The organism is Limimaricola variabilis (genome assembly GCF_014195545.1).
GTDB classification, from domain to species: domain Bacteria; phylum Pseudomonadota; class Alphaproteobacteria; order Rhodobacterales; family Rhodobacteraceae; genus Limimaricola; species Limimaricola variabilis.
On sequence record NZ_JACIBX010000021.1, the window covers coordinates 24,516 to 41,810 of the forward strand.

Annotated in this window: 14 protein-coding genes and 7 pseudogenes; 10 read left to right on the forward strand and 11 right to left on the reverse strand. The window is 63.3% G+C overall.

All coding sequences use genetic code 11. From position 1 onward, the window contains the following. The first annotated feature begins 460 nt into the window (after positions 1-460). A complete protein-coding gene (locus FHS00_RS16935) occupies positions 461-718 on the forward strand; it encodes a hypothetical protein (protein WP_183475280.1) in 258 nt (85 codons plus the stop codon). Positions 719-1,343: 625 nt separating this feature from the next. Here FHS00_RS16935 and FHS00_RS16940 read toward each other — a convergent pair. Both FHS00_RS16940 and FHS00_RS16945 read right to left on the reverse strand, forming a co-directional pair. Beyond that, a pseudogene (locus FHS00_RS16940) lies at positions 1,344-1,670 on the reverse strand (integrase core domain-containing protein); the annotation flags it as partial. 31 nt (positions 1,671-1,701) lie between these two features. Continuing rightward, positions 1,702-2,397 carry an SOUL family heme-binding protein gene (locus FHS00_RS16945; protein ID WP_183475282.1) on the reverse strand — a complete coding sequence of 232 codons (696 nt, stop codon included), beginning with the start codon at positions 2,395-2,397 and terminating at the stop codon, positions 1,702-1,704. 177 nt (positions 2,398-2,574) lie between these two features. Between FHS00_RS16945 and FHS00_RS18005 the strand changes: the two are divergent. After that, positions 2,575-2,748: pseudogene (locus tag FHS00_RS18005) on the forward strand (integrase core domain-containing protein); the annotation flags it as partial. Positions 2,749-2,818: 70 nt separating this feature from the next. Here the strand turns inward: FHS00_RS18005 and FHS00_RS16955 are convergent. From FHS00_RS16955 to crtI, 3 genes are all read right to left on the reverse strand, one after another. Beyond that, on the reverse strand, positions 2,819-3,310 hold the full coding sequence (locus FHS00_RS16955; RefSeq protein ID WP_183475283.1) for a fasciclin domain-containing protein: 492 nt from the start codon (positions 3,308-3,310) through the stop codon (positions 2,819-2,821). A gap of 848 nt (positions 3,311-4,158) precedes the next feature. Beyond that, positions 4,159-5,697 carry a phytoene desaturase family protein gene (locus FHS00_RS16960; RefSeq protein ID WP_183475284.1) on the reverse strand — a complete coding sequence of 513 codons (1,539 nt, stop codon included), beginning with the start codon at positions 5,695-5,697 and terminating at the stop codon, positions 4,159-4,161. After that, positions 5,694-7,244 carry a phytoene desaturase family protein gene (gene crtI, locus FHS00_RS16965; RefSeq protein WP_183475285.1) on the reverse strand — a complete coding sequence of 517 codons (1,551 nt, stop codon included), beginning with the start codon at positions 7,242-7,244 and terminating at the stop codon, positions 5,694-5,696. Before crtI ends, FHS00_RS16960 begins: the two co-directional genes overlap by 4 nt. 55 nt (positions 7,245-7,299) lie before the next feature. Here crtI and FHS00_RS17885 point away from each other — a divergent pair, with 55 nt between their 5' ends. From FHS00_RS17885 to FHS00_RS16980, 4 genes and pseudogenes are all read left to right on the forward strand, one after another. Next, positions 7,300-7,641: a squalene/phytoene synthase family protein gene (locus tag FHS00_RS17885; RefSeq protein WP_183475286.1), complete on the forward strand. Its 342-nt coding sequence runs from the start codon at positions 7,300-7,302 to the stop codon at positions 7,639-7,641. A 185-nt stretch (positions 7,642-7,826) separates the two neighbouring features. Next, the gene (locus FHS00_RS17800; RefSeq protein ID WP_246391436.1) at positions 7,827-7,967 is read left to right on the forward strand and encodes a hypothetical protein; all 141 of its coding nucleotides are present in this window, start codon (positions 7,827-7,829) and stop codon (positions 7,965-7,967) included. A gap of 250 nt (positions 7,968-8,217) precedes the next feature. Next, positions 8,218-8,583, forward strand: a pseudogene (locus FHS00_RS17805) (IS5 family transposase); the annotation flags it as partial. A gap of 113 nt (positions 8,584-8,696) precedes the next feature. Next, positions 8,697-9,705: pseudogene (locus FHS00_RS16980) on the forward strand (IS110 family RNA-guided transposase); the annotation flags it as partial. 599 nt (positions 9,706-10,304) lie between these two features. Here the strand turns inward: FHS00_RS16980 and FHS00_RS16985 are convergent. The 3 genes and pseudogenes from FHS00_RS16985 to FHS00_RS16995 form a co-directional block, all read right to left on the reverse strand. Then, positions 10,305-11,624 (reverse strand): type II toxin-antitoxin system HipA family toxin, encoded by a 1,320-nt coding sequence (locus FHS00_RS16985; protein ID WP_183475287.1) that lies wholly within the window; start codon positions 11,622-11,624, stop codon positions 10,305-10,307. Then, the gene (locus FHS00_RS16990; RefSeq protein WP_183475288.1) at positions 11,624-11,890 is read right to left on the reverse strand and encodes a helix-turn-helix domain-containing protein; all 267 of its coding nucleotides are present in this window, start codon (positions 11,888-11,890) and stop codon (positions 11,624-11,626) included. Before FHS00_RS16990 ends, FHS00_RS16985 begins: the two co-directional genes overlap by 1 nt. A 435-nt stretch (positions 11,891-12,325) precedes the next feature. Then, positions 12,326-12,591, reverse strand: a pseudogene (locus tag FHS00_RS16995) (IS5/IS1182 family transposase); the annotation flags it as partial. Between the two features lie 54 nt (positions 12,592-12,645). Here FHS00_RS16995 and FHS00_RS17000 point away from each other — a divergent pair. Both FHS00_RS17000 and FHS00_RS17005 read left to right on the forward strand, forming a co-directional pair. Continuing rightward, entirely contained in the window at positions 12,646-12,993 is a 348-nt protein-coding gene (locus FHS00_RS17000) for an arginase family protein (RefSeq protein WP_343064616.1), read from the forward strand. A gap of 509 nt (positions 12,994-13,502) precedes the next feature. After that, positions 13,503-13,973, forward strand: a complete 471-nt coding sequence (locus tag FHS00_RS17005) for a DMT family transporter (protein ID WP_183475289.1) — start codon at positions 13,503-13,505, stop codon at positions 13,971-13,973. A gap of 83 nt (positions 13,974-14,056) precedes the next feature. Here the strand turns inward: FHS00_RS17005 and FHS00_RS17010 are convergent. Continuing rightward, positions 14,057-15,162, reverse strand: a protein-coding gene (locus tag FHS00_RS17010) for an IS3 family transposase (protein WP_183475290.1) whose coding sequence is annotated in 2 segments (ribosomal slippage) — positions 14,057-14,910 and positions 14,910-15,162 — 1,107 coding nt in all. Because the reading frame shifts where the segments join, the coding sequence is not laid out codon by codon here. Between the two features lie 94 nt (positions 15,163-15,256). Then, positions 15,257-16,357 (reverse strand): annotated as a pseudogene (locus tag FHS00_RS17015) (IS3 family transposase); the annotation flags it as partial. Positions 16,358-16,425: 68 nt separating this feature from the next. On the opposite strand from FHS00_RS17015, the pseudogene FHS00_RS17020 reads away from it, so the two are divergent. Beyond that, positions 16,426-16,678 (forward strand): annotated as a pseudogene (locus FHS00_RS17020) (integrase core domain-containing protein); the annotation flags it as partial. 21 nt (positions 16,679-16,699) lie between these two features. Further along, positions 16,700-16,942 (forward strand): hypothetical protein, encoded by a 243-nt coding sequence (locus FHS00_RS17025; RefSeq protein WP_183475291.1) that lies wholly within the window; start codon positions 16,700-16,702, stop codon positions 16,940-16,942. Positions 16,943-17,080: 138 nt separating this feature from the next. On the opposite strand, the gene FHS00_RS17605 is transcribed toward FHS00_RS17025, so the two are convergent. Next, a partial coding sequence (locus FHS00_RS17605; protein WP_221188900.1) for a hypothetical protein occupies positions 17,081-17,295 on the reverse strand: 215 nt, incomplete at its 5' end.

Consider the following 17,295-nt stretch of genomic DNA (forward strand, 5'->3'; position numbering starts at 1 on the left):
CCAGATGACAGTTCTAGCGTGGCCATCTGGCCCGCCTCAATCCGCTGCGAAAGCGGTAGCAGCGATCCTCGTTGAGGCTGTCCTTCTCGCTTACGACGCCAAACGATGCGCCGAGTGCGAACCGTATCTCGGTGCATTCCTGCGCGGTGGCACTCGACGCCGACAGACCTGGCGCGCGCCTAGTGATGAGTTGAACCTAGCGAACCCTCTCACTCAAAGGGCCAGCGTTGCAAAAGATGGCATAGCAGCCGCGGCTCAGGAGGCTGAATATGTCGTCGCCATTGTCTTCCTAGAGAGGCCTTTGAAGGTCATACATGTTTGCTGCGCACCAGTGTGCGACCCGCTCTCGACGCGACATGACGTCACGACGTGAATCGCCCGGACATTTCCGTGCTATGAGAACCGTCCCAGGCGTCAACGACCGCTCGGGAACGAAAAGTAACAACAACAGGAAATGCGCATGTCGATCGAATTGACCCACACCCACTGGACCGCCGTCTACCGTTCCGCCGGCGAAGATGAACCGACCGCAATCACGGCCGATTTCAACAAGGGCGAGGAGGGCGATCAAGTCGATGCGCGGGCGGCGAAGGCCCATTTCCGGAAGGCACTCGACTGCAGCGCCGAGCTGCTTGAGGTCTACCCGGTCCGCAATCCCGACGAGGCGCTCGAAACCTACCGAGCAACAAAGAACCGCGTGGAACTCTGCTTTGCCTAAAGGCGGCAGTTGACGGCCTCGAGGTTCGACCCTCGGGGCCAACCTTGCCGGGCTGACCTGACTTAGTCAGATCAGCGCAGCGCAGAGCTCGCCCAGCGTTATCCGTCCTTTGCGCATATTGACCTGCTCGATCTTGTAGGCGCTCGCATGGAACCAGGTCTCTAGGAAGCGCTTGAAGAAATCAGGCGTATCGCATCACGCGCAACGACGACGCGGATCTCGGTGCACGGATTGTAGATGTTGGGCGGTCTGGCGGCGACAGTCTCTATGCTGCGCACGATCTCGGACATGGGCGAGGGCGTTTTGGAGCTGGTCACTGGTTCAACCAGCTCTCGCTTGTCACCAGCGGCCCATGGCAATCATTATTAGAACCACAAGCGCCGCGCCTGCCAAGCGTACAACTAGCTCGCGAAGCCTGCCATTCTGGTCCCCGAAATGGATGAGGAGCAGACACAGCAGAGGGATCATAAGCCAGACCCAGCCCTCGGTGCCCAATATGTCGGACAGGATGGTGCTCATGCGGTAGACCTAGCGTGTAGGACGCGCAGATGGGCGACGCAAAAGGATAGGCTTCTTCAATTTGCTTTGGCGCAAAAATAAGGCGGCAACCTACGACCTTAGAATGTCATGGGTGCCGATAGTGAATGGTTTTGTCGTCAGCAGTTACACCGAACTTTCCAAATGGTGCGACCGGGTAACGGGTCAGGCGCTCGATATCGCATTCCATGCAGACCAGATTCCGGTCGACGGACACGACGCTTTCTTGCACTGGTGGGCGATAGCCCAGAGCGCTGTGCGGCCGGACGGTGCTGTAGTGCTTCCGCCATCGCTCAATCAGGTTCTGAGCCTCGCGCAGCATGTAAAAGGCTTCCTCGTCGAGCAGCTCGTTTAGGAAATGGGCATTAAAACTCTCGCAATAGCCGTTCGCCCCAAGTGAACCCGCCTCAATGAAAGCGATCATGCGCCGACGGTTTCGACCCGTCCTATGGCGTGACGGGATCGGCTGAAACCACCGGACGCTGAACCTCCCAGCGCTTCTCTGAAATCGGCGTATCAGGTCCGTCATAGCCGGCGGTGGCGAAGGGGCCTGAAGGCTCGAGGCCGGTCTCTTCGAGATAGGTCAAGATCGCCTTCTCAGCAGCAGCCACGCGCTCGGGAGAGCGCTCGCCGACGAACCGCAAAGTCACAAGTATCCGGGCCGGAATGCGTGACAGGCGCACTTCCGGATCAAGCGGTTCCGGCAGGGTCTCCATCGTGTATTTCGACGGCATCATGAAGCGCACTGTGTAGCGCCCGTCATCGCTCTCGGTCGGGGCGGTTGTAACGGGGGCCGTCATGGCGATCTTCTCGCCTTCGCCGGACGTCGCTGGCGTTGTGGTCACCGGGGCCGTCATTGAAATCGTGCCGCCGGGCGCATTGCGGCCGAAGATGTAGTCCGCGAGCGGCCGGAAGCCCTTCGAGGAGGCCTCGTCGCGGTTGCTTGCCATCACCGTAACTTCAGCCACGATCATGGGGCCGTAGCGGCGGAGCTCAATCGTCTCATCCGGCACCGCGCCGGTCGTCTCCGAAGCCAGAACCTCGTAATTCGGCGTCTCGATTTCTTCGGCGCCAAGAGAGGGACCGGCGATCATCATGGTGGCGGCGAGGCCGAGAAATGCAGTGCGGGTGAGATGCGGCATGGGGGACCTCATGTCGGGATGCGGGGAAAACCGGGTGGGATTCGCCACTGGTGTCCGGGCCGGTACCAGAAGCAATGGGTCGCCTGTCACCATCTGCGATGGAGGCGCGCCGTTCCACGCGTGCCTCAAGGAAGATAAAAACTCGAAGCGAAACGGAAACGGCACGATGCTCGTTTCCACAAAGAGCTGTTCGATGAGCCTATTATCTATACGCCGAGCAAGGCGCAGATCTTGATCGAGCGCCGTCGAGGCTATTACATCACTGTCCGGCTGCATAGCGCCTTGGGCTATCGCCCGCCGACGCCAGAAAGCGTCTTGCCTGTCGACCGGAGGCTGGGGCGGAAGAACTGAGCGGCCCTGTTGAGGATCCGCATGTTGGCTCAGATGATGGGAGGCGGTATAAACCACCTCCCATCGGATCTTACATCTCCGGCATGAGAACCGTGTCGATGGCGTGGATCACGCCGTTTGACGCTTCGATGTCGGCGGTCACGACGTTGGCGTCGTTGACCGTCACGCCACCTTCGGTGCCGATCGTGACCATGCCACCTTCGACCGTTTCGGCCTCCATGCCGTCGGTCAGGTCGCCAGACATTACAGCGCCAGGCACGACGTGGTAGGTCAGAATAGCGGTCAGCCGCTCCATGTTCTCAGGAAGCAGCAGTTCTTCGACAGTGCCTTCAGGCAGCGCAGCGAAGGCTTCGTCGGTCGGCGCAAAGACTGTAAAAGGGCCTTCGCCTTTCAGGGTTTCGATCAAACCGGCCGCCTCAACCGCAGCGACAAGAGTCGAGAAGTTCTCGGCGCTGGCCGCTGTGTCGACGATGTCCATGGTGTCCATCGAGTGGCTTTCGGCATGGGCCGCCGTCGCAACGAGCGTCGCCGTGGCCATCGAGATGAATGTTCTACGGATCATGCGTAGCTCCTGTGAATACGCCGGAATGGCGATGCCCAAGGAGGTAGGGCGTCCGATCGCAATAGGGATGCGTCAAGCCACATTTGTTTATCACATTCTTGCGCAATATGTGTTCGTTTTTGCAGCTATTGGTTCAATCGGGAATGGCGGGCCAAGCGCCTTGGGCTGAACAAGGCGCTTGCAGGGAGTTGGGCTACGGTCCGCATGGCATGGTCGACTTTGAAATGGCAGGCATTTCTGTGTAGCCTTGCTAAAAGCCGCTTCAAGCAACTTGCGCTGCGGCACGGGGCAGTTCGCAAATGTCGACTATGGGCCGAAAGTGATCGGCGCAGCCGAATAGTTGAGATTTGCAAGTTATTCGAGGTATTTGCCTCGTGTCCGGCTTTGCTGACAGCCGGGCGCAACACCGCATAGTCCCGCGCTTCTTAGACGCCCCCGTATCTCGGTTTCTGCTACCGCTCGAACTCAGCGGGCGACAGCATTCCGCTTCATGCGCGTTTACGTTGGAGATTGTAAATTATCTCGATGCAATCAAATACGTCCCCTCAGGCTTCTTCGCGCGTCAGCCAGGCGCGGCGTCGCGTTTAGCCGGTAGCCGGCGATCCCGGTCGCGTCGCACAAATCGCTGCGTCCGCCAGCCGCCCGGTAGGCCGCGTCCTGCGCAATCAAGAGCTGGCCGCAGCTCGCGCCGAGGTCGGGCACGGACCATCGGCAAGTAGTCCAGCAGCATGGTGAAGATCTGCGGGATCACGATCCGCTCCGCCTATGTCGATGTCAGCTACCGAGGGAAACCGCCTGATAGGTCGTGCCATTGCCGCGCCATCCGCGCGGAGCGCGCGGCCTCGGGATCACTCCGCCGCGACATCGGCCCTCTCGCGCGCCACGTCGCCCGCGCCCCGCGCATCGGTGTCGAGCGTGTCGGCGGCGATCCAGCCCGACATCAGCGCCATCGGCATGCCCGGACCCGGATGCGCCGAACCGCCCGCCAGATAGAGCCCCTCGACCTGCCGCGACCGGTTGCCCGGCTTGAAGGCGCCCATCACCTTGCCGTGGCTGGCAAGGCCGTAGATCGCGCCGTTCAGCACCTTGTAGCGCTCGTGGATGTCCTGCGGGGTGAGCGCGCGCTCGACCTGGATGCGCGACCGGATGTCCTCCATCCCCGCCGCGCGGCCCAGCTTGTCGAGGATCACCTCCCGGTAATGCGGCAGCATCCGGCTCCAGTCGTGATGCGAGCGCAGATAGGGCGTGTGGACGAGCACGTAGAGCGCCTCGCCGCCGTCGGGCGCCACGCCCGGCTCGGTGCGCGCCGGTGCGGCGATATAGGCGGTCGGGTCCGGGGCCGGCTCGCCGTGATCGTAGATCGCGCCGAACTCCTCCTCCGGATCGCGCGAGAAGACGAAGTTGTGATGCGCCAGATGCTCGTAGGCCCGGTCGAGCCCGAGATAGAGCACCACCCCCGAACAGGCCGCCTCGCGCTTGCGGGTCCGGGCAAAGGCCCGGCCCTCGGCGCCGCCGACCAGCTCGGCATAGGTGCGCACGCTGTCCATGTTCGACACCACCCGGTCGCAGGCCACGCGCTCGCCGCTGTCGGTTATGATGGCCCGGGCCCGGCCCGCCTCGACCTCGATCCGCTCCACCCCGGTGCCGGTGCGGACCTCGACGCCGAGGCTCTCGGCAAGCCGCGCCAGCGCCAGCGGCACGGCCCGCGTCCCGCCCATCGGGTACCAGACCCCCTCGCCCTGCTGCATCTGCGCGATGCCGCAAAGCACCGCCGGTGAGGCCAGCGGCGAGGAGCCGACATACTGGATGAAATGCTCCAGCATCTGCGCCACGCGGCCATCCTTCACGTCGCGCTTGATCTGCCCGGCCACGGTGCGGTGCATCCTGAGCGCCATCACGTCCTTGAGCGTGGCGAGGCTCATATTGGCCTTGAGATCCATGGTGTCGCGCAGATCCTCGACCGACTTCCAGAAGAAGAACCGATCGGAGACGTCCGACAGCCGCGACGCCACCGCCATGAACCGCTCGAAGCCTGCGCGGTCCTCGGGCGACAGCCTGCCGATCTCCTCGGCGGCGCGCTTCGGGTCGTCGCGCAGGTCGAGCACGGTGCCGTCGTCGTAGAAGCAGCGCCATTGCGGATCGAGCCGGCGCAGGTCCAGCTCGCGGTGCAGCTCGCGCCCGGCCTCGGCAAAGATCCTCTCCAGCACCCGCGGCATGGTCAGGATGGTCGGCCCCATGTCGAAGCGGTAGCCGCCCTGCTCCAGCACCGCCGCCTTGCCGCCGAGCCAGTCGTTCTTCTCGAACAGCACGACGTCATGGCCGCGCGCCGCCAGCGTGCAGGCCGCCGCCAGCCCGCCAAGGCCACCCCCGATGATCCCCGTCTTCATTCCGCAGCCTCCATCGGCAATGTCGTCGATATGTCGCCCGCCCCCGGCAGGCCCAGATCCTCGCCGCAAAGCTTGGCCGCGATCCGCGCGCTCTCGAAGATCGTCGGCAGGCCCGAGCCGGGATGCGTGCCGCCCCCGGTGAGATAGACCCCGTCGATATCCTCGAACCGGTTGCGGGGCCGGTAATGCAGCATCTGGCCGAGATTATGCGCGAGGTTGAAGGTCGCGCCGTTGTAGACGGCGAGCTTGGAGCGCCAATCCTCGGGCGTGAACATCAGCTCGGTGCGGATCAGCGGCCGGATGTCGCGCCCCGCCAGCTTCGAGACCCGGTCGAGGATCTTCTCGCGGTAAGCGGGCGCCAGCGCCGCCCAGTCCTCGCCCCCGGTGAGATTGCCCACCGGCGCCAGCACGTAGAGCGCCGAATGCCCCGCGGGCGCCAGCGTCGGATCGGTCCGGCTGGCGTTCTGCACGTAGATCGTCGGCTCGACGGGTGCCTTTCCCGCGTCGATCTCGGCGACGTTGCGCTGGTAGTCGCCCGAAAAGGCGATGGTGTGGTGCTGCATGTCCGGCAGCGTCCCTTCGATGCCGAGATAGAGCATGAAGGTGGAGCAGGAATAGCTCTTGGACTTGATGCGCTTGTCGCTCCAGCGCCTGCGCGCCGCATCCGGCACCAGCGTCGTCATCGCATGGGCGAAATCGGCGTTCATCACCACCGCGTCGGCGTCGTGATCGCCGCGGGTGGTCACCGCGCCCACCGCGCGGCGGCCTTCGAGCTTGAGCCGCTCGACCGGCTCCGACAGCCGGATATCGACCCCCATCCGCCGCGCCACCCGCGCCATGGCGGCGGTGATCGCGTTGCAGCCGCCCTTGGGGTGCCAGACTCCGAAGCCGTATTCGACATGGGCGATGATGGTGAAGAGCGAGGGGCATTTGAACGGCGACATGCCCAGGTATTTCGACTGGAAGGAGAAGGCCACGCGCACATCGGGGTTGCGAAACCAGCGATGCAGCTCGCCATCCACCGTCGACCAGGGCCGGAACTTGGGTAGGGCCTTGAGCATGTCGGGCTGGGCCAGATCGCGCAGGCTGGCGAAGGGCCGCTGCAGGATCGGGCGGAAGGCCTCGAACTTGGCGCGGTTGGCCTCCAGATAGCCCGCCACGTTGCGCGCGTCGCGGGCGTCGATCTTGGCCACCTGCGCGGTCAGCCGCTCGACATCGGCGGTGGCGTCGATCATCCGCCCGTCGTCGAATTGCAGCCGGTACATCGGGTCGAGCTTCACCAGCTCGACCTCGGCGTCGAAATCATGGCCGCAGGCGGCGAAGATCTCGCGCGGGATCTCGGGATAGAGAAAGAAGGTCGGCCCGATGTCGAAGGTGAAGCCGTCGCGGCGGATCGCGCCGGTGCGCCCGCCGGGCTGGTCCTCCTTCTCGAGGATCGTCACCTCGGCCCCCGCCGCCCGCAGCAGCATCGCGGTGGCCAGCCCGCCGGGCCCCGCACCGATCACCAGCACCCTGCGCGGCGCGGGTCGCGCCTGCATCACGTTCATCGCGGAACCGCCGCGCCAGCCGCGATCGTCTTGCGGTTTCCGCTCTCTACCATCAGTGTCACCTTTCGATCCCGCTTTCGCGCGGGCGCAGGACCAATTAGGGCGCGGATGGGCGGCGACATGGAAAAAATCGACACCGCCCCCTCTTCCGGCGCGACGTCGCAGCCGGTGCGCCCGACCCGGCCGGCCCGCCCGCGGCCGCCCGCGCGCCCGCGCGGCCCCCGAGCACGAGAACTTCCCCGTCGCCTCGCGGCTGATCGCCGCGCCGCTGCGCGCGCCGGTCCGCGCCTTCTACGCGGTGGTGCGCGCCGCCGACGAGGCGGCCGACGCGCCCGGTCTCGACCCGGCGCAGCGCCGCGCCCGGCTCGAGATCTATTTCCGAGCGACCTGCCTGTGAAAGGAGGCTTATGTCGTAGCGAGCACGACGGGATCGTCCTTGTTCCAGTGCGACCGACCTGATGCAGAGGGCGGCCTCTGCACCACCGATGTGTGCGATGATTTGGCCGTTGAGCTAGGCCTAGGGTCAGGACCCATTGATCTTAATGAGGCTGCGTGATTCAGGCTCCCCGAGGAGCATGACTAATGAGCAACCTTTTCTGGCTGAGGGCCGAGCAGATGGCCCGGCTGCAGCCCTTCTTTCCAAAGAGCCACGGCAAGCCGCGTGTCGATGACCGGCGGGTCTTGAGCGGCATCATCTTCGTCAATCGCAACAGTCTGCGGTAGCGCGATGCCCCGAAGGAGTATGGTCCGCCCAAGACCCTCTACAACCGTTGGAAACGCTGGAGTGACAAGGGCGTCTTTGCTCGGATGATGGAAGGGCTGTCCGCCGAAAGCTCCGAGAGAAAGACGATCATGATCGACGCGACCTACCTCAAGGCCCATCGCCCGGCGACCAGCCTGCGGCTGAAAAAAGGGGGCGCGGGCGGCTGATCGGACGCACCAAGGGCGGCATGAACACGAAGCTGCATGCCGTCACCGATACCCAGGGGCGCCCTGTCAGGTTCTTATGACCGCCGGCCAGGCCAGTGACTATACAGGGGCGGCAGCGCTGCTGAGCAGCCTGCCTGACGCGGAGTGGCTGCTTGCCGACCGAGGGTATGATGCGGACTGGATCCGCGAGGCTCTAAAGGACAAGGGGATCCAACCCTGCATCCCGGGCCGGAAATCTCGTGCCACGCCCGTCAAGCACGACAGGCGTCGCTACAAGCGCCGGAACAGGATCGAGATCATGTTCGGACGCTTGAAAGACTGGAGGCGGGTTGCCACGCGTTACGACGGATGCCCGAAGGCCTTCCTCTCTGCCATCGCCTCGGCTGCGACCGTCATGTTCTGGCTTTGAAGGTTAACGAGAATGCCGTAACGGAGCCTGCGTCATGCATCGTCGTTACCGCTTGCTTGATCAAGACGAGGCTGTTGCCGTTCCCGTATTCGTTCAACGTGTAGGATTACGGGATGAAACTGTTTGTTGGACTGGATGTGTCGCTGGCTAAAGTCGCGATCTGTGTGGTCAGCGAGCATGGCAAGATCATCAGGGAGGCCGAAGTGGCCTGTGAGCCGGATCCCCTGATCCGCTGGCTGAGGGACCTCGACGGCAGCATTGCCGCAATCGGCTTGGAAGCAGGCCCTCTGTCGCAGTGGCTGCACCGTGCTCTGAACGAAGCGGGGCTGGATCCTGTCCTCATGGAGACGCGGCAGGTCAAGGGCGCGCTCAAGGCTATGCCGATCAAGACGGACCGCCGCGATGCCGAGAGGATTGCACGCCTACTTCACCCTGGCTGGTTCCGGCCAGTTCACTGCAAATCCGTTTCCGCTCAAGAGGTAAGAGCCGTTCTCAGCGCCCGGAAGGCCATACAGCAAGTTATGATTTCTCTGGAGATGTCATTGCGCGGACTGCTCCGTAACTTCGGCCTGAAGGTCGGCGCGATTTCTCGCGGCAAGTTCGAGAGCCGCATCCGAGAATTGGCGGATGGAAACGCCATGCTGGTAATGGCAACAGAGCCCATGCTGCGCGCCAGAACTGCGCTGCGCCAAGAACTGGTCGGCCTCGAAAAGCAAGTGCGTCAGTTCGCCCAAGACGATCCGGTTTGCCGCCGCCTGATGACGATGCCGGGGATCGGGGCGGTGGTGGCGCTGACCTTCAGGTCGGCAGTCGATGACCTCGCTCGCTTCGTATCCTCGAAGAGGGTCGGACCTTGGGTTGGCCTGACGCCTTCGCGCAGCCAGTCCGGCGAACGGGATGTTTCAGGCGGCATCACGAAAGCCGGTGACGTAACCCTCAGACGAGCGCTGTGCCAGGCGGCAACTGTCATGATGAACCGTGGCCGGTCGACATGGCTGAGAAGCTGGGGAGCTCAGCTTGCCAAAACGCCGAGGACGTAAGCGCGCCATGGTCGCCTTAGCGCGTCGCATTGCAGTCATCCTGCATCGGATCTGGGTCGACGGCACCACCTTCCAGCCAGGGGCTGCCCCGAAGATGAGCCGATCGGTCGGCTCTATTCGTTGCCTGCTTGGTTGCAGGCCTTCGAGGTCCCGCAGGGACGTGGTTCCGATGATGCCGTGCTCAGGACTGTCGCTGGTAATGACCAAGCACGCTAATGAGATGGGCACATCGGAATTGCACCGAACCAGCATCTTGTTGGCAGCCATCGCGCTGACCACGGACCAAAGCATGTGCCCGAAGGACCTCAAGCGAAGGCCCCCTCAAAGCCGGGAGCGGTATGACTAATGCTTCAGTCTCTCGCGGCTGCGGGACCGCCGGTCTTGTGCAATGCGCCTTGACTGGGACGCCCCTGTTACCGAAGTCTAGAGCCTAGAAACCGCACGGAAGCCTTACCGCTCAGGACCGGCTCAATTTGAAACGGAGAAACCACGCTGCCACGTCCGCGCAATCGGCCTCTCAGCGAAGTTCTCGACCGATTGGAAGGCTCCATCGAAGGTGAGAGCGTTCGATACTGATTTCCCCGTCAGCACGGAATGCTCTCGGTCCCCCGCGCTTCGGCTTCAGGCCGCTACTTAAGCCCGGACGAAAATACCGTCCGTTTCGGCGCATTCGTGCCGGGTCTACTCCAAGCTCTCGGCATAGCCCTTCAACAGCCTCAGGCGATCCATGGCATAGGCCACGATCTGCTCCGCGATCTCCGCGGGATATGTCTCGGGCAGCTGTTCAGGGGCGCGGCGGAGCGCCTCGGGCGTTGCTGCTGCAAGGTCTCTGAACGCGCGTCGTCGTGCTTCCATGGGCACGCCGGCCTTCTGTGCCGTCTCGTCGAAATGACGCGGCACGATCCGATCCAGTCGGTAATGACCACGCCGCCCCACCGACATGGCCAGTTGCAGATCCTTGTGCCGGAACGTCGAGCGAAGCTGCTGCGGCGCCGCGCTTATGATGTCATAAAGCGGGGTCAGCCGGAAACCGTCTCCTTCGAGGAAGATCGAGAAGTTCTTCGCATGCCCGTCGATACCGGCGATCATCCAGTTGAAGAGCTGTGCCTTCAGGAATGCGGCCTGATCCGCGATCGGATCGTCGGACTGCCGCAGCAGCGCGAAGCACTCCGCCATCGAAGGCCCGCCATGCTGCTGATATTTCTGCCCGGAAAAGCGGCCCATGGCTTGCAGGAAATCTTCCTGCGGGACGCGCACCAGTCCGCCCGCCCGCCGCGGCCGCCGGTCGAAGCGCTCGACCACGAGCGCGGTCTGCTCCTCGAAATGGTGGATCTCGGCCTGGGTCGCCTCGAGCCCCATTTCCCGTGCCAAGAGCAGGCAGAAGAACTCGTTCTCGACGCTGCGGGTGAGGTCGAGACCGCCGCCGACCACGCCCATGGGGCGTTTGAAGATATGCGTCGTCGGCGTTAGCCCGGTCGGCCTCAGCCAGGCACCCTCATGCCAGAGATAGGCCGTCTTTTCCTGCGCGCCCGCCAGCGAGATCCGGAAGGGCTCTTCCGGATTGATGCCGAGCGGCGTCGTGCTGAGCGATCTGAGCGTCTCCGCGATCTGGGCCTCGGCCTGCGGCGTGCCCTCGATCCGAAACGGGTCGGCCGGCGTCACCCCATGCGGCAGGAACTGCATGGCCCCCACGCAGTCCTGACCGATCGCGGCAAGGAGGTCGTGAGTCCGATCACTGCGCGCCTCCGTGCACTCGGCGATCGCCCGTCGCAGTTCGGGCACATCGGGAAGCAGGTTCTCGAAGACTGCGTCCACGTGGTCTCCGGTCTGAGTCGACGACACCAGGGGCAGGGCGCGCGAGATTGGAAAGCGGAATTCCCAGCTGAGCCAGGCCTCGTCGTAGCGAAAGCTCGCGCCGACGGAGGGGCGATAGCCATAATATCCCGAAAGCCGCCCGTTGAGATAGACGTCGAGCGTGCGGGTGAGCGATCTGCGCCCCATCAGAAGATGTCCTCGGGCCTGGGTCGCGCCGTCTGCGAGGACGCCCCACGCCGAGGCACGAGGCCGAGGTCCAGTTCGAGCGCCGCCAGCACGGCAAGCAGCAGGCTCAGCTTCGGCTCATGAGCCGCCGTCTCGATCCGAGAGATCTGGCGCGGATCCGTGCCGGCCCGCTGGGCGAGATCGCCTTGCGACCAGCCCTTCGCCTTGCGCGCGTGGCGCAATTGCTGGCTCAGGGCTTTCACGTCTCGGAATACGGTTACGTCCATTTCCGCCTCTCATGCCATGCTTGTAGCATCGGAGCCTTATGCCATGCGTGTAGCATAAGCAATATACTACAGACATGTAGATTTCGGTGTATATGCTAAATATGTCCTGAAGATCGCCTACTGGGAGGGCGACCGAAACCGGATCGCCTCGGCCGACCATCTGCAAGCCAAGCGTTTCGGCACGACCGACGCGCCGTAATCAGATTTAGCCTGACCCTGCGAGCTTTACGACCGAGAGCCGGCTACGGATCATCTCCTCCCGGTATCGCTTGGCCAGATGCCCGGGCGTAGCCGCGACCGTTGGTCGTATCGGCATGGACCGCTCCCAACGGCAAGACCAAGACCCTCACGTGCGTAAGGGGGAACATGGAAGATTTCCGTGGCGATGTTGCACAAAGCAGCCTTGGCATGACTGCCCCCTTTTCTCACCTTTCTTCAGCAGATGGCTTCGATCTCGGCCCTGCCGAGGGCCGAGAAGTGGTTCAGGGTGGCAATGCGGATATGGATCTTGGCAGTTTGGCAGTCGGGATCTCGTGACATGATCCTCTCGCGGAAGAGCTTCAGGCGGTTTATCTTGGCCTCTACCCGACTTCGGACGTGATAGCCTGGCCGATCGTCTCCTCCAGCGGGATCTGCGCCAGCAGCTCCGGCAGCAGCGGGCTGTCGCCCTGGCGGCTCGAGGAGAACTCGACCGCGCGCATGGCACGCCGTTCCGCCGCGCCAGGGAGAATGGTTGCCTGCAAAACGACAAGGTTGTGCAGATCGGCTTGCGCGGGTCGGGCTACGCGCCGGGCGATTTCGCGTGGGGCCGCGAGCAGGACTGGAGGGTCGTCCCCGCAGAGGGAATCCGCAGTCGCTCACTGGACGGGCTGATGACACCGGTCCGCGACCTCGTGGGCGACGCGCCGGTCTACCTCTCTTTCGACATCGACAGCCTGTCGCCCGGCCTCGCCCCGGGCACCGGCACGCAGGAGACGTCCTGTCCGGGGTGCCGCAGCAGCCGCCTGCGCCGATGCACGGCTTCAGGCTCTAGTCAGCGAAGCCGCCGTCCCGGTCTCGCCAGGCAATCGTCTAGGCCGGTCTCAGCCGATCGGGTTCGTTAGCGTGGCGAGCCCGGTGATCGAAATCGCCACCTCGTCGCTTGGCTTCAGGTAATTCGGCGACTAGTAGCCAATGCCTCCTGACCAGCGTGCCGGTGGCAATGATGTTGCTGGGAAGCAGTGTTCCGGCCGAGCTGAGCGTCTCAATATACACTGGAACGTCGAAGACGAGGCCACAGGCCATCCCTGCTAACGATCCTTGCCACTGACCGTCATCACCAGTTCCGGCGCCGAAATCGCCCTTGACCCCGAGACTGCGCCCAATGAGACGATCCTTAAAGCGCGAGGCCCGTCCATTGGCGGCGCTGCTGCTGAAAATGCGCAACATCAAAGCTGTGGTGGCGGGAACGACGCTCAGTAAGGTATAGGCCGGTCTCTAAATTTAGCGGGCGATCTCGGCGCACTCTGCCATCGATATAAGATGGCGTCTTTTGTCCGAGATATTGTGCAACTCCAGCGACCCATACTACCAAAACCTAAAAATCCATGCTGCGGTTGAGGAGCACCAAGAGATGACCCCCAGCATTGCCCGGCCATTGGATACGGCGCCGCTGCGTGCAGCCCTCTGGATGATGGGCGCCGTGACGGCCTTTACCTCGATGGCGGTAGCGGGCCGGGCTGTGTCGATCGAGCTCGACACCTTCGAGATCATGACTTGGCGGTCCCTGATCGGCATGGTGATCGTCGCCCTCGTCCTGAGCTTTGGGCGCCGCTGGCACGAGGTGACACCGCGCCGCCCCGGCCTCCATCTGGCGCGCAACATCGCCCATTTCAGCGCCCAGAACCTGTGGTTCTACGCGCTCGCTGCGCTGCCGTTGGCGCAGGTCTTCGCCTTCGAGTTCACCGCACCGCTCTGGGTGCTGGTGCTATCGCCGCTGCTTCTGGGCGAAAGGCTGACACGGCCGCGCGCCATCGCGGCGATCCTCGGCTTTATCGGGATCGTGATGGTCGCGCGCCCCGGTGCCGTGAGCTGCCCCAACTGAGTGCTCCAGGTTAATTGTTAGGGCATGGTCGGCCTGGACTTGCCCCGAACGCTGGACCGCGGCCCTGAGGTCTTTCCCGTCTTCTAAGCCATCAACGGGCAGGTGATGCTGATGGCTTTCATGAACTCGATCGGGGTCTTGTTGCCGATCGAGCTGTGCGGTCGCTCGTGATTATACTCGTGGCGGTATGCCTCGCATTTTAGCCGGGCGTCCTCGACGGACAAGAACCAGTTCTGGTCGATGCACTCGGCCCTGACCTTCCCGTTGAACGCCTCGGCGAAAGCGTTATCCGTTGGCTTTCCAGGCCGACTGAAGTCGAGGATGACGCCGTTCATCCAGGCCCAGAGATCGAAGTCCTTGGAGATGAATTCCGGCCCTTGGTCGACCCGGATCGAGCGGGGGATGCCATGCTCGCGCGTGACACGTTCGAGCGTGGCGACCACGTCCGCAGCTGTGTAGCGGCTCCGCACGTCGATGGCCGGAGACAGCTTCGTGAAGGCATCGGCGATGGTCAGCACTCGGATTTTCGAGCCGTTGAAGAGCTGGTCCGACAGGAAGTCCATCGCCCAGACATCGTTCGGCCCACTGGCCGGGCGCCGGTCCTCCCGCAGCTTCGCGGCGACCTTGCGTTTCGGCCGCTTGTTTCGAATCTGCAAGCCTTCCTCGAAATATAGCCTGTAGACGCGCTTGGCATTCACGGCCCAGCCCTCTCGTCTCAGCAATACATGAATGCGCCGGTAACCGTAGCGCACCCGCGTTTCCGCGATCTCGCGAATGCGCAGTCTCAATGCCGCCTGCGAGGGTCGGCGTGCCCGGTAGTAATAGGTCGATTTCTGCAAGCCCAGGAGCGCGCAACCGCGCCGGATCGAGACCCGGAACGCGCCCTGGAGGTAGTCGACCAACTGCCGGCCCCGCGCAGGCGCTACAGCTTTTTTTGCAGCACGTCCTGTAACATCGCCTTGTCGAGCGACAAGTCCGCCACCATCCGCTTCAGGCGGCTGTTCTCGTCCTCGAGCATCTTCAGCCGCTTCACTTCGGAGGGCATCAGCCCGCCATACTTCTTGCGCCATCGATAGTAGGTCTGCTGGGAGATGCCGGCCTTCCGGCAGACCTCCTCGACGCTAAGCCCGTCATCCGCCTGCTTCAGGATGAAGGCGATCTGCTGTTCGCTGAACCGAGATGTCCGCATCGGTCTTCCTCGCGTTGCCTGCCCGGCAGTTTACGAGACTTTTCCCAGAGCCGGCGGTCCAGTTTCCCGGAAGCAGGTCAGGCCTCCGGTCGACGGGCACGACGCTTTCCGGCGCCGGCGGGCGGTATTCCCAAGGCGCTGTGCGGTCGCACGGTGTTGTAGTGCCTCCGCCATCGCTCGATCAGGATCTGAGCCTCGCGCAGCGTGTAGAAGATCTCTCCGTCGAGCAGCTCGTTGCGGAAGCGGGCGTTGAAGCTTTCGCAGTAGCCGTTCTCCCAAGGCGATCCGGGTTCGATGAAGGCGGTCTTGGCACCGACGGCCTCGATCCAGTCCCGCACCTTCGTGGCCACGAATTCGGGGCCATTGTCTGAGCGAATGAACTCGGGCGGCCCGCGCAGGATGAACAGGTCCGTCAGGGCATCGACCACGTCGGTGGAGTTGAGCTTTCTGTCGACACGGATCATCAGCGCCTCCTTCGTGAACTCGTCGATGATATTGAGGGTGCGGTAGGCTCGGCCGTCATGCGTCCGGTCCTGGACGAAGTCGTAGGACCAGAGGTGGTTCGGTCGCTCTGGCCGCAGACGGACGCACGAGCCGTCGCTCAGCCACAGCCGGCTTCGCTTCTTCTGCTTCTGCGGGACTTTCAGCCCCTCGCGCCGCCATATGCGCTCGACCCGCTTGAGGTCCACCCGCCAGCCGGACTGGTTCAGCAGCGCGGCGATCGGGCGGTAGCCGTAGCGGCCATACTGGCGCGCCAGCTCGATGATGTCCGCCGTCAGGCGCGCTTCGTCCGGCCGGCCACGCGGCACCTTTCTCTGCGTGGAGCGGTGCTGGCCCAGCGTGCGGCAGGCGCGGCGTTCGGACACCCCCAGCTCCTGCCGCACATGGTCGACGCACTGGCGGCGGCGCGAGGGGCTCAGAAGTTTCCCCGCGCCGCCTCGGCCAGGATGAGCTTGTCGAGCGTCAAATCGGAGACCGCCCGCCGGAGCCGCTGGTTCTCCTTCTCGAGCTCCTTCAGCCGCTTCAGCTGGCTCCGGCTCATGCCGCCGTATTGCCGCCGCCACCTGTAGTAGCTCTGCTGCGTGATCCCGACCTGGCGCACCGCATCGGCAACCGGCATGCCTTGGCTGTGCAGCACCTCGATCTGCCGCAGCTTCAGCACGATGTCCTCGGGCTTCTCGCGCTTTCCACCCATCGCTTCGTCCTCCTCCTGACGAGATAAATCTATCTCAGTGGGCGGAGCACTTCAGTGGGGGCAGACCAGCCGTCGGTGCCAAGACCGCCTTCATCGAACCCGGATCACCTTGGGAGAACGGCTATTGCGAGAGCTTCAACGCCCGCTTCCGCAACGAGCTGCTCGATGGGGAGATCTTCTACTCACTGCGCGAGGCGCAGATCCTGATCGAGCGATGGCGGAGGCACTACAACACCGTGCGACCGCACAGCGCCTTGGGAATACCGCCCGCCGGCACCGGAAAACATCGTGCCCATCGACCGGAGACCGACCATGCACTAACAATTGACCTGGAGCACTCAGGTGGGGCAGCTCACCCAGCTGCTCGCCATCGGCGGAGTGAGCTTCTCGAGCAACATGCAGATGCACGGGGGGCAGATCATTACTCGGGGTGATGCTATTTTCACATCCAACGCGCTCGGGAAAGGCGCCTCAATCATCGCAGGCGGGAAGATCGACGGCACCTCCAACATGGAAATGATGGCCTGTGACGAGCGAGGCATGGAAGACAATCTCCACATCGATCACTATCGGCTGGCGGAGTGATCTAGCTTTAGGGCGGGGGAGGCTTTCGAGGCAGACTGCGCTTCGTGAAAGAGGTCGGCTGAACCATTTGTACGGCCCTTTTCAGCCACAGGTCCCTGAACACCCGGAGGAGCAGGCCAAAGCCCATTTCTAATTGCGCTATGGGTGACCATGGGCCGGCGGACGGATGTCAGTGATTTTATCAGCTATTTCTTCGACCCAAAGCTGCCGATTTGTGGCTGCCTCATGAAACAGGCATAGGGCGAGTTCAATTTTCCTCCTCGCCACCCTGGCGGCCCAAAGCCGCCTTAGTCTTGCCTGCTGCTCGACGGAACGCTTGGCTTCTACGCCCTCCATTTCCTGAGAAGAGCCAT

What these genes read in the sequence shown, in the direction of transcription:
- FHS00_RS16955 (WP_183475283.1), bottom strand. Translation starts at nt 3,310, where the DNA reads ATGATCCGTAGAACATTCATCTCGATGGCCACGGCGACGCTCGTTGCG.
- FHS00_RS16985 (WP_183475287.1), bottom strand. Translation starts at nt 11,624, where the DNA reads ATGGGGCGCAGATCGCTCACCCGCACGCTCGACGTCTATCTCAACGGG.
- FHS00_RS16960 (WP_183475284.1), bottom strand. Translation starts at nt 5,697, where the DNA reads ATGAAGACGGGGATCATCGGGGGTGGCCTTGGCGGGCTGGCGGCGGCC.
- FHS00_RS16945 (WP_183475282.1), bottom strand. Translation starts at nt 2,397, where the DNA reads ATGCCGCATCTCACCCGCACTGCATTTCTCGGCCTCGCCGCCACCATG.
- FHS00_RS16990 (WP_183475288.1), bottom strand. Translation starts at nt 11,890, where the DNA reads ATGGACGTAACCGTATTCCGAGACGTGAAAGCCCTGAGCCAGCAATTG.
- FHS00_RS17005 (WP_183475289.1), top strand. Translation starts at nt 13,503, where the DNA reads ATGACCCCCAGCATTGCCCGGCCATTGGATACGGCGCCGCTGCGTGCA.
- crtI (WP_183475285.1), bottom strand. Translation starts at nt 7,244, where the DNA reads ATGAACGTGATGCAGGCGCGACCCGCGCCGCGCAGGGTGCTGGTGATC.
- FHS00_RS16935 (WP_183475280.1), top strand. Translation starts at nt 461, where the DNA reads ATGTCGATCGAATTGACCCACACCCACTGGACCGCCGTCTACCGTTCC.
- FHS00_RS17800 (WP_246391436.1), top strand. Translation starts at nt 7,827, where the DNA reads ATGAGCAACCTTTTCTGGCTGAGGGCCGAGCAGATGGCCCGGCTGCAG.